9 protein-coding genes and 1 pseudogene are annotated in these 10,895 nt (G+C 69.5%); 2 read left to right on the top strand and 8 right to left on the bottom strand.

Annotated elements, in window-relative coordinates:
* The 4 genes from STBA_RS28475 to STBA_RS28460 form a co-directional block, all read right to left on the bottom strand.
* A partial coding sequence (locus STBA_RS28475) for a ubiquinol-cytochrome c reductase cytochrome b subunit (protein WP_077063672.1) occupies positions 1 to 1,628 on the bottom strand: 1,628 nt, incomplete at its 3' end.
* A complete protein-coding gene (locus STBA_RS28470; protein WP_077061927.1) occupies positions 1,625 to 2,695 on the bottom strand; it encodes a Rieske 2Fe-2S domain-containing protein in 1,071 nt (356 codons plus the stop codon). The genes STBA_RS28475 and STBA_RS28470, both read right to left, overlap by 4 nt.
* On the bottom strand, positions 2,692 to 3,501 hold the full coding sequence (locus tag STBA_RS28465) for a c-type cytochrome (RefSeq protein WP_077061926.1): 810 nt from the start codon (positions 3,499 to 3,501) through the stop codon (positions 2,692 to 2,694). The genes STBA_RS28470 and STBA_RS28465 overlap by 4 nt, the downstream gene beginning before the upstream one ends.
* Before the next feature lie 69 nt (positions 3,502 to 3,570).
* A complete protein-coding gene (locus STBA_RS28460; RefSeq protein ID WP_077061925.1) occupies positions 3,571 to 4,188 on the bottom strand; it encodes a heme-copper oxidase subunit III in 618 nt (205 codons plus the stop codon).
* A gap of 133 nt (positions 4,189 to 4,321) precedes the next feature.
* On the opposite strand from STBA_RS28460, the gene STBA_RS28455 reads away from it, so the two are divergent.
* Complete coding sequence (locus STBA_RS28455; protein WP_077061924.1) at positions 4,322 to 4,723, top strand: response regulator transcription factor; 402 nt, start codon at positions 4,322 to 4,324, stop codon at positions 4,721 to 4,723.
* Positions 4,724 to 4,738: 15 nt separating this feature from the next.
* Here the strand turns inward: STBA_RS28455 and STBA_RS28450 are convergent, their stop codons facing one another.
* From STBA_RS28450 to coxB, 4 genes and pseudogenes are all read right to left on the bottom strand, one after another.
* Positions 4,739 to 6,001 carry an Ig-like domain-containing protein gene (locus STBA_RS28450; RefSeq protein WP_077061923.1) on the bottom strand — a complete coding sequence of 421 codons (1,263 nt, stop codon included), beginning with the start codon at positions 5,999 to 6,001 and terminating at the stop codon, positions 4,739 to 4,741.
* A 111-nt stretch (positions 6,002 to 6,112) separates the two neighbouring features.
* Positions 6,113 to 6,511, bottom strand: a complete 399-nt coding sequence (locus tag STBA_RS28445; RefSeq protein ID WP_077061922.1) for a cytochrome c oxidase subunit 4 — start codon at positions 6,509 to 6,511, stop codon at positions 6,113 to 6,115.
* Positions 6,508 to 8,175 (bottom strand): annotated as a pseudogene (gene ctaD / locus STBA_RS28440) (cytochrome c oxidase subunit I); the annotation flags it as partial. The pseudogene ctaD and the gene STBA_RS28445, both read right to left, overlap by 4 nt.
* 53 nt (positions 8,176 to 8,228) lie before the next feature.
* A complete protein-coding gene (gene coxB / locus STBA_RS28435; protein ID WP_077061920.1) occupies positions 8,229 to 9,194 on the bottom strand; it encodes a cytochrome c oxidase subunit II in 966 nt (321 codons plus the stop codon).
* Positions 9,195 to 9,442: 248 nt separating this feature from the next.
* Between coxB and STBA_RS28430 the strand changes: the two genes are divergently transcribed.
* Entirely contained in the window at positions 9,443 to 10,852 is a 1,410-nt protein-coding gene (locus STBA_RS28430; RefSeq protein WP_077063671.1) for a cysteine desulfurase/sulfurtransferase TusA family protein, read from the top strand.
* Positions 10,853 to 10,895: the final 43 nt, after the last annotated feature.

Here is a 10,895-nt window from a genome sequence, read left to right as displayed (position 1 = left end):
CCGTGGCCGCTGGTGATCTCCCGGTACTCCTCGCTGGTCGGCTTCGGAATCTGCGCGTGCTCACCGAAGTAGCCGCGGTTGATCCTGACCCGCAGCCGCTCCAGCGGGCTGATCTTGCGCCGGACCCCGTTCTCGTCGGTCGGGGAGCCCAGCTCCTGCGGCGCGTCCTGGTCGTGCGCCGTGAGCGTGTACAGCGCGTCCCGCGACAGGGGCTCGTGCACCTCGACGAACTCGCCGTGCGGCAGCCGTTTGATGATGCCCGTCTCCCGCCCGTGCAGCACTTTCTCCCGGTCGCGGCGCTGGAGGCCGAGACAGATGCGCCGGGTGGCGATGAACGTGAGCACCGGCAGCACGAAGAACGCGATGCGGCAGAACCAGGTGATGGCGTTGATCGACAGGTTGAAGTTGATCGCCCAGACGTCGTTGCCGCCGGCCACCAGAGTGACGAAGTAGGCCGTCAGCCAGGCCACACCGAGGCCGGTCCTGGTCGGGGCGTTCCGTGGCCGTTGCGCGATGTGATGCTCGCGGTTGTCCTTCGTCAGCCAGGACTCGAAGAACGGGTAGATGCCGATGAGCACCAGCATCAGCGGGAAGAGGCCGAGCGGGATGAGGATGCCGAAGTTCAGCGTGTAGCCGCCCGGGATGACCCACTCCCATCCCGGCATCAGTCGGATCAGTCCCTCGGAGAAGCCGAGATACCAGTCCGGTTGGGCGTTGGTCGACACTTGGTCCGGTCGATATGGCCCCAGTACCCAGACGGGGTTGATCTGCACGGTCGCCGCGATGGCCGCGATCACGCCGAAGACGAGGAAGAAGAAGCCGCCGGCCTTGGCCATGTAGACGGGCAGGAGCGGCATGCCGACCACATTGTTGTTGGTGCGGCCGGGGCCCGCGTAGTGCGTGTGCTTGTGGTACACGATCAGGATCAGGTGGGCGACCACGAGACCCAGCATGATGCCCGGCAGCAGCAGCACGTGGATGACGAAGAACCTCGGGATGATGTCGTGCCCGGGGAACTCCCCGCCGAACAGGAACATCTGGAGGTACGTGCCGACGACCGGCGTGGCCAGGATGGCACCCTCGGCGAAGCGGACGCCGGTGCCGGAGAGCAGGTCGTCCGGCAGCGAGTAGCCGGTGAGGCCGGTGAAGACGGCCAGGATGAACAGCGTCCAGCCGAACAGCCAGTTCAGCTCGCGCGGCTTGCGGAAGGCGCCCGTGAAGAACACCCGCATCATGTGGAACATGATGCCGACGATGAAGATCAGCGCCGCCCAGTGGTGGATCTGCCGGACCAGCAGACCGCCGCGCACGTCGAAGCTGATGTCCAGCGTGGAGGCGTACGCCTCGGTCATCCGCACGCCCTGCATCGGCACGTACGACCCGTCGTACTCGATCTCGCCCATGCTCGGGACGAAGAAGAGGGTCAGGTAGACGCCGGTCAGGATGATGATGATGAAGGCATACAGGCAGATCTCGCCCAGCAGGAACGACCAGTGGTCGGGGAAGATCTTGCGCATGTTGGCCTTGGCGAGGCTGTAGAGGCCCAGCCGGCCGTCGGCCCAGTCGGCGACCTTCTCGCCGGCCGGTGCTTTGCCCCGTGCCTTCGGGGACTTCGTGGCCGTACTCATCCGCGCTCCCAGAAGCTCGGGCCGGTGGGCTCATCGAAGTCGCCGAGCGCTTCGAGGAAGCCTTCGTCGTTCGCCCTGATGCGCAGCTGCGGCAGCGGGTGACCCGCCGGGCCGAAGAGCACCCGCGCGCCGTCCGCGAGATCGAACGTCGACTGGTGGCAGGGGCAGAGCGCATGGTGGGTCTGCTGCTCGTACAGGGTGGCCGGGCAGCCGATGTGGGTGCAGATCTTGGAGTAGCAGAGGATGCCCTCGTAACCCCAGTCGGCCGAGCGCTCGTCCTTGATGTCCTCAGGTTCGAGCCGCACGAGCATGACCGCCGCCTTGGCGATCTCCACGTTGAAGTCCTCGGAGTGCGGGTCCAGCCCCTCGGGCATCGCCTGGGTCAGCGAGCCGACCGTGATGTCCTCGGGCCGCAGCGGCTGCATGGTGGCCTCGTTGATGATCAGCGAGCCCTCCTTCCATGCCGTGTGCCGCAGCTTCGTGCCCGGCAGCGGGCCGAGGTCACGCAGCAGCACCACGCCGGAGAGCGGCACCAGGGCCAGCGCGCCGAACATGGTGTTGCGGACGAGCTTCCTGCGGCCGATCTGCGATTCCTCGCCGCCCTTGCGGAACTCCTCCAGGACGTGCGCCTTCACCTCGGGCGTGGCCTCGATGGCGTGCCGCTCCTCGGCGACCTCGACGTCCGACATCAGCGTCCTGGCCCAGTGGATGGCGCCGGCACCGATGCAGAAGAGGGCCACGCCCAGGGTCAGGCCGAGAGCGAAGTTGAGTCCGCTGACGTGCCCGAACGGCCAGATGAAGACGATCTCGTCGATCGGGATGGCCACGTAACTGACGATGAACCCGACCGTGGCGAGCATCGACAGCGTGAACAGGAAGGCGACCGTGCGCTCGGAGCGCTTGGCCGCCCGCTCGTCGACGTCCTGCCTGCGCGGCTCGTGGGGCGGGAGGCCGGGGTCGGCGAACGGGTCGTCCGCCACCGCGACCGCGCCGCCCTCGCGGCTCTCGGTGAGGTGGCCCCCCTGCGCGTCGTCGCGCGCTTCTGTGTGTTCCGTGTGGCTACTCATGACTTCCTGGCCTTAGCGGTGCTGACCCCGATCCACACGGCCACCGCGATGAGCAGGCCGATGCCGAACGTCCAGGCGAAGAGCCCTTCGCTGACCGGACCGAAGCCGCCGAGCGAGAAGCCGCCGGGGTTGGGGGACTCGGAGGTGTTGACCGCGTGCAGCCACGCGAGGATGTCCTGCTTCTCGTCCTCGGGCAGCGTGGTGTCCGGGAAGGAGGGCATGTTCGACGGGCCCGTCACCATGGCCTCGTAGATGTACCGCGGGTCGACGTTGTCCAGCGCGGGGGCTTCCTTGCCGTGGGTGAGGGCGCCCCCCTGGCCGGTGAAGTTGTGGCACTGCGTGCAGTTGGTGCGGAAGAGCTCGCCACCGCGGGCGGCGTCGCCCTGCGAGGGGTCGTAGCTCGACGCGTCCGGCACGGCGGGCCCGGGGCCCAGGGAGGCGACGTACGCGGCGAGCTGGTCGATCTCGGCCTGCGTGTAGGCGACGGGCTTCTCCGGTGCCTGCGGCCCGGGGGCCTGCAACGGCATGCGCCCGGTGCCGACCTGGAAGTCGACGGCGGCGGCGCCGACGCCCACCAGGCTCGGGCCGTCACTGCCGCCCTCGCCGCCGGCGCCGTGACAGCTGGAGCAGCCAACGTCGTAGAGCTTCTTGCCCTCCTCGATGGCCAGGGACTGGGCCGAGGCGTCGGCCTGGGCCTCACCCGCGGGGGCGAGCGCGGCGTACAGCCCCCCCGTGGCCGCCAGCGCGAAGAGGAGGACGACGAGCGCCGCCAGCGGATGGCGCCGTCGTGCGGAGAGCTTTTTCACGGATTACCCCGGTGTCAGGATCTTCTGCGTCGGTGCTTGAAAGGTGCGCGTCCGGTGTGGTCGACGGTGCTACTTGATCAAGTAGATCGTGGCGAACAGGCCGATCCAGACAACGTCGACGAAGTGCCAGTAATAGGACACGACGATGGCCGTCGTCGCCTGCTCATGGGTGAAGCGCCGAGCGGCGTAGGTACGGCCCAGGACGAACAGGAAGGCGATCAACCCGCCGAGGACGTGCAGTCCGTGGAAGCCGGTGGTCAGGTAGAAGGCCGAGCCGTAGGGGCCGGAGGAGAGCGAGATGCCATGGTGCACCAGCTCCACGTACTCCGTGATCTGACCGCCGATGAAGATGGCCCCCATGACGAAGGTGACCACGAACCACTTGCGGAGCTTCTTCACGTCGCCCCGCTCGGCCGCGAACACGCCGAGCTGACAGGTGAGCGAGGAGAGCACCAGGATCAGGGTGTTGGTGCCGGCGAACGGGAGATTGAGCGTGTCCGCGTTCTCTTGCCAGTAGTCCGCCCCCATCACCGACCGCAGGGTGAAGTACATCGCGAAGAGGGCCGCGAAGAACATCAGCTCGGAACTCAGCCAGATGACGGTTCCGACACTGGTGACGTTCGGCCGGTTGACCGAAGGGATCGCGTGCCCGGTTTCTGCTGCTGTTGCTGTCGCCACGCCCGTCATTATGTCGGTCGCTTTTCCGGGGCTTGTCCCGGGGGTGGGGTTCGGTGTGTCCTGGCAGTTCCGGCACTGCCCACACCGTCCCTGACGGAGTAGCATCCGGCCCAACGAGATCCGTCCACCTCGCGGAGGAACGATGCAGCGCACCGCCACGGTGCTGGTCTACAGCGACGACACCAACACCCGCGAGCAGGTGCGGCTCGCTGCCGGCCGGCAGCCCGCGCCCGACGTTCCCGCGGTCGAGTACCTGGAGTGCGCCACACTGCCCGCCGTGCTCTCCGCGCTGGAGAACGGGGGCATCGACGTCTGCATCCTGGACGGCGAGTCCGCCCCGGCCGGCGGGATGGGCGTGTGCCGGCAGATCAAGGACGAGATCTTCGAGTGCCCGCCGGTGCTCGTGCTGATCGGCCGCCCGCAGGACGCGTGGCTGGCCACGTGGTGCCGGGCGGAGGCCGCCGTGGCCCATCCGCTGGACCCCTCGGACCTGGCCGCCGCCCTGGCCGCGCTGCTGCGGGACCGGCTGCCCTCCGTGGCCTGAGCGGCCCGCGGAAGGTCACACACGGGGCTGGAGGCGGCCCGCCACCGGGTCGGCGCGCCGGTCGGTGTCCGCGCCGCCACCGGCGTGCACGGCGCTGCCCGTCAGCCACTCCTCCCAGCTGAGGTTCCAGTCGCCGAAGCCGTTGCCGAACGGGGCCATGTCCTCGCCGAAGCCGTTGACGTGCTCCACGATGTCGCCCGGCTTGACCAGCTCGTAGAACCACTGCGCGTTCTCCGTGCTCAGGCCGGTGCACCCGTGGCTGACGTTCGCCGAGCCCTGGGAGGCCACCGACCAGGGCGCGCCGTGCACGTACTCGCCGCTCCAGGTCAGGCGGGCGGCCCAGTAGACGGGCAGGTCGTAGGATTCGGCGGAGCCGGCCGGGATGCCGATACTGGTGCCCGTCATCCGGACGAACTGCTCGCGGCCGAGGATCACCTTCTTGCCGTTGCGGGTGGCGAAGCCTTCCTTGCCCGTGGTGATCGGGATGGTGCGCAGCTCCTCGCCGTTGCGGGACACCGTCATGGTGTGCGCGCCGATGTCGGCGACCGCCTCGATGCGGTCCCCCGTCGTCAGCTCGAGTGACGTGCCGTTGCCGCCGCGCAGGCCCTCCCTGATGGGGAGGCCGGCGAGGTGGGACTGCACGGAGATCCGCGCGTTCGCCGGCCAGTAGTCGCGCGGCCGGTAGTGCAGCTCCTTGTCGTCCACCCAGTGCCAGGCGCCCTCCACGCGGGGCGTCGAGGTGACCGTCAGGGCGCCCTCGACCATGGCCCGCTCCGCGGGGTCGCCGACCTTGCGGTTCAGCTCGGCCGTGACCGGCTGCCCGACGCCGTAGGTGCCCGGCTCGGGGCCGAAGGCGACGTCCAGGCGCTTGCCGCCCGCGGGGCGCGTGGTGAAGCTGTGCACGCCGCGGCCGGGGGTGCCGCTCCCGCTCTCCGTGCTCACCCGGACGGTGTAGGTGGCGTCGGCGGCCAGCGGCGAGGTGCTGTGCCAGCCGCGGCCGTCCGCGGACAGTTCGCCGGCCAGCGGGCGACCGCCCGCATCGGTGGCTTGGACGTCCGTGATGCGGGTGCCGTTGCCCTTGGTGCTGATCTTCAGCGGCTGGTCGGGGTCGACGGCGGTGGCGTCCTTGCCGCCGGCCGCGCCGAAGGACAGGGACCCGGCGGCGTCCTGGAGGTCGCCGGTGAGGGAGCGGCCGCCCCCGCCGCAGGCGGTGAGCCCGGCCAGCAGGGGGGCGAGTATCAGCGCGCAACCGAGCTTTATGCCATTTTTGTGACTCATAGCCACAACGTACGGACATGTCGGTCACGAGGCGCGGCGGCCTACTGCAAACGGGCGGCGCGGCCCCCGGGGCATCCCCGGGGGCCGCGCCGTTGGTGCGTCACCGCCGCGTCACTGGTTCTGGTTCTCGCCGCGGTAGTACTCGAAGACCCACAGCCACAGGCCGATGGCCACGAGCGGGGCGGTGAAGTACAGGAACCACCAGCCGAAGACCGGGCCCATGAAGGCCGCGAGAGCGCCGGCGCCGAGTACCAGCGGCGCCCAGCTGTGCGGGCTGTAGAAGCCCATCTCGCCGGCGTCGTCGGCGACGTCCGCCTCCTTGTTGTCCTGCGCACCGGTGTCGACCCGGCGTGCCGTGAAGATCAGGTAGAACCCGATCATCGCGGACAGCGCGAACGACAGGAACAGCGCCGTGGTGCCGACCGGCTCCTTCGACCACACGCCGTAGACGATGGCCACGGCGAGCATGAAGACGGCGATCCAGCTGAACAGGTGCCCCTGAATCCTCACTGGCCCGCCTCCTTTCCGGTGAGGGCCTCCGCCTCGTGGCGGGCGTCGTTCTCCAGCTGGTCGAGCGCCACGATCTCGGGGTGGTGCAGATCAAAGGCGGGCGACTCGGAGCGGATCTTGGGCAGGGTGGTGAAGTTGTGCCGCGGTGGCGGACACGAGGTCGCCCATTCGAGCGAACGGCCGTAGCCCCACGGATCGTCCGTGTCGACTTTCTCGCCGTACTTCCAGGTCTTCCAGACGTTGTAGAAGAACGGCAGCATCGACATGCCGAGCAGGAACGAACTGATGGTGGAGATGGTGTTCAGGGCCGTGAAGCCGTCCGCCGCGAGGTAGTCGGCGTAGCGGCGCGGCATGCCCTCGGCGCCCAGCCAGTGCTGGACCAGGAAGGTGCCGTGGAAGCCGATGAACAGCGTCCAGAACGTGATCTTTCCGAGGCGCTCGTCGAGCATCTTGCCCGTCCACTTCGGCCACCAGAAGTGGAAGCCGGCGAACATCGCGAAGACGACCGTTCCGAAGACCACGTAGTGGAAGTGAGCCACCACGAAATAGCTGTCGGAGATGGCGAAGTCGAGCGGCGGCGAGGCCAGGATGACGCCGGTGAGACCGCCGAAGAGGAAGGTGACCAGGAAGCCGACCGACCACAGCATGGGCGTCTCGAAACTGAGCGAGCCCTTCCACATGGTGCCGATCCAGTTGAAGAACTTCACACCGGTCGGGACCGCGATCAGGAAGGTCATGAAGGAGAAGAACGGTAGGAGTACCGCGCCCGTGACGTACATATGGTGTGCCCAGACCGTCACGGAGAGACCGGCGATCAGAATCGTCGCCGCCACCAGACCGATGTAGCCGAAGATGGGCTTGCGGCTGAACACCGGGATGATTTCCGAGACGATACCGAAGAACGGCAGCGCGATGATGTACACCTCTGGATGGCCGAAGAACCAGAAGAGGTGTTGCCACAGGATGGCACCGCCGTTGGCCGCGTCGAAGATATGCGCGTCGAAAAGGCGGTCCGCGGCGAGCCCGAACAGCGCGGCGGCCAGCACCGGAAAGGCCAGCAGGACCAGCACACCGGTCAGCAGCACGTTCCAGGTGAAGATCGGCATCCGGAACATGGTCATGCCGGGGGCGCGCATGCAGATGATGGTGGTGATGAAGTTGACCGCACCGAAGATGGTGCCGAAGCCGGACAGCGCCAGGCCCATCACCCACATGTCGGCACCGACGCCCGGTGAACGGATCGCGTCGGACAGCGGCGAGTAGGCGAACCAGCCGAAGCTCGCCGCGCCCTGCGGGGTGAAGAAGCCGGCCACGACGAGCAGGCCGCCGAAGAGGTACAGCCAGTAGGCCAGCATGTTGAGCCGGGGGAACGCCACATCGGGCGCGCCGATCTGGATGGGCATGATCCAGTTGGCGAACCCGGCGAACAGCGGGGTCGCGAACAGCAGCAGCATGATGGTGCCGTGCATGGTGAACAGCTGGTTGAACTGCTCGTTCGAGACGACCTGGGTGCCCGGGCGGGCCAGCTCGGCACGCATGATCAGCGCCATGACGCCGCCGATGATGAAGAAGGCGAAGGACGTCAGCAGGTACATCGTGCCGATCGTCTTGTGGTCGGTGGTGGTGAGCCACTTGACCACGGTGGAGCCCGGCTCGCTACGGCGCGCGGCCCGGACGGCGGGCGCGACGTCCGACGCCTGGTTCTTGTCGAGGATGGTCACGACTGCCCCTCGTTGGTCTCGGCGTTCCGGGCGGCATCCGTCTGCTCGATGCCCGCCGGGACGTAGCCGGTCTGGCCGGCGTCCGCCAGCTCCTGCAGATACGCGTCGTATTCCTCGGGGGAGACGACCTCGACGTTGAACAGCATGCGGGCGTGGTCGGTGCCGCACAGCTCGGCGCACTTGCCCATGAAGGTGCCCTGCCGGTCGGGCGTCACCTCGAAGGTGTTGGTGTGCCCGGGGATCACGTCCATCTTCATCAGGAACGGCACCACCCAGAAGGAGTGGATGACGTCCCGTGAGGTGAGGACGAACTGCACCGTCTCGCCCTCGGGCAGCACGAGCGTCGGGCCGGGGTTCCCCGTGTTCTCGTTGCGGTCGCTCGGGGTGCCGACCTCGTACACGCCGTCGGCGTTGTCCGGGAAGCGCTCGGCGATCCGGTCCGGGATGGCGGAGAGCTCCGGTGCGTCGCGTGCGTCGCCGTCCCCGGCACCGACGGGCTCGATGTAGTTGAACGCCCAGCTCCACTGGAATCCGACCACGTTGATGATGTGGTCGGGCTCGTCCGAGGTCTTCATCAGCTCCGTCTGGTCGCGGGCGGTGAAGTAGAACAGCACCGACACGATGATCAGCGGCACGAGCGTGTACAGCGCCTCGATGGGGAGGTTGTACCGGTTCTGCGGGGGAACTTCGACCTTCGTCCTGGAGCGCCGGTGGAAGAACACGCTCCACAGGATCAGACCCCACACCAGCACACCGGTGACGAGCGCCGCGGCCCACGAGCCCTGCCACAGGGACAGAATCCGCGGCGCCTCCTCCGTGACCGGGGTGGGCATGCCGAGACGGGGAAAGTCCTCGGATGTGCAACCTGTCGCGGTTGCCAGGACCAGGCCCGCGATCAGCGCCCGCGGCAGGAACCGCCGCACCGGGCGCCGCGACGAGCGGTCGGAGCCGTTGGGACTCACGTAGCGCCTTCCCGAGAGTCTCGCCCATGGCCCGGGCTTGCCTTCGCACGGAGTGGCGGGGGCCGGCCCTGACACGGGCAGGGGTTTGGATGTTTATGCGGACCAAACCCTACTGGACGCCCCCGGGCGTCACGCGGGGAGGGTACGTCAACGCGCCGGGGCGGCCGGGGGGCGGGCGTGCCCGGCGCCGTGGCGGCTTTTCCCGCGCGCCCTCCGGCCGGACGGGGACAGGCGTTAGCGTGCTGATCGTGCCTTATTTCGACGCCGCTTCCTCGCTGCCGCCGCACCCCGTCGCGCGCCAGGCCCTGCTGGCCGCGTTCGACGACGGCTGGGCCGACCCCTCGCGCCTGCACCGGGAGGGGCGCCGGGCCAGGATGCTGCTCGACGCGGCCCGCGAGACGGCCGCCGAGGCCGTCGGCTGCCGGCCCGACGAGCTGACGTTCACCTCCTCGGGCACACGGGCCCTGCACACGGGTATGGCCGGGGCCCTGGCCGGCCGCGCCAGGGCCGGGCGGCACCTGCTGGTGTCCGCGGTGGAGCACTCGGCGGTGCTGCACGCCGCGGAGGCCCACCGCGCCGCGGGCGGCACGGTGGCCGAGATCGGGGTGGACCGCGGCGGTCTTGTGGCGCCCGCGGACGTGGCCGCCGCGCTGGCCGCGGGGCCCGCCGCCGCCCTGGTGTGCGTGCAGTCCGCCAACCACGAGGTGGGCACCCGTCAGCCGGTCGCGGACATCGCCGAGATCTGCCGCGCCGCGGGGGTACCGCTGCTGGTGGACGCGGCCCAGTCGCTGCCCTGGGGTCCGGTGGCGGGCGCCTGGTCGCTGCTCGCGGCGAGCGCGCACAAGTGGGGCGGCCCCGGGGGCGTCGGGCTGATGGCGGTGCGCAAGGGCGTGCGGTTCGCGCCCGCTTCACCGGTGGACGAACGGGAGTCGGGGCGGGCACCCGGCTTCGAGAACATCCCGGCCGTGGTCGCCGCGGCGGCCTCGCTGCGCGCGTTCCGGGCGGAGGCGGGGGCCGAGGCGGCGCGGCTGTCCGTTCTGGTGGACCGCATCCGCGAGCGGGTGCCGCGGCTGGTGCCCGATGTGGAGGTCGTGGGCGAAGCGGCGCACCGGCTGCCGCACGTCGTCACCTTCTCGTGTCTCCATGTCGACGGGGAGGCGCTGCTGCACGCGCTGGACCGGGCGGGCTTCGCGGTCTCCTCCGGTTCGTCGTGCACGTCCAGCACTCTGACGCCCAGCCACGTGCTGCGCGCGATGGGCGTGCTGTCGGAGGGGAACGTCCGGGTCTCGCTGCCGCCGGGCACCGCGGAGGAGGACGTGGAACGTTTCCTCGCCGTACTGCCGGAGGCGGTGGCGGGGGTGCGCGCCCAGCTGACGCCGCCCACGGTGGCGGGCGCGGCGGCCGGGGCGGCGGAACCGGCGGGGACCGGGACGTTCACCGTCGACTCGCTCGGCAAACGCTGCCCGGTCCCCGTCATCGAACTGGCCGGCGCCATCGGCCGGGTGGCGGTCGGCGGCGTCGTCACCGTGCTGGCCGACGACGCCGCGGCCCGCCTCGACATCCCGGCCTGGTGCACGATGCGCGGCCAGGAGTACCTGGGCGAGTCACCGCACGGGGACGGGCCCGGCACGGCCTACCGGGTGCGCCGCCTCGTCTGAGGGCGGGCCCCGGCCGCCGCGCGGTCGGATGCGGTTTGAAACG

The organism is Streptomyces sp. MP131-18 (assembly GCF_001984575.1).
Lineage (GTDB): Bacteria > Actinomycetota > Actinomycetes > Streptomycetales > Streptomycetaceae > Streptomyces > Streptomyces johnsoniae.
Note: the sequence above shows the minus strand (reverse complement) of the source record. Positions and strands in the feature narration are given on the sequence as shown.

Excerpts from the sequence above, each read along its gene's own strand:
- STBA_RS28450 (WP_077061923.1), bottom strand. The coding sequence starts at position 6,001 with ATGAGTCACAAAAATGGCATAAAGCTCGGTTGCGCGCTGATACTCGCC.
- STBA_RS28455 (WP_077061924.1), top strand. The coding sequence starts at position 4,322 with ATGCAGCGCACCGCCACGGTGCTGGTCTACAGCGACGACACCAACACC.
- STBA_RS28460 (WP_077061925.1), bottom strand. The coding sequence starts at position 4,188 with ATGACGGGCGTGGCGACAGCAACAGCAGCAGAAACCGGGCACGCGATC.
- STBA_RS28470 (WP_077061927.1), bottom strand. The coding sequence starts at position 2,695 with ATGAGTAGCCACACGGAACACACAGAAGCGCGCGACGACGCGCAGGGG.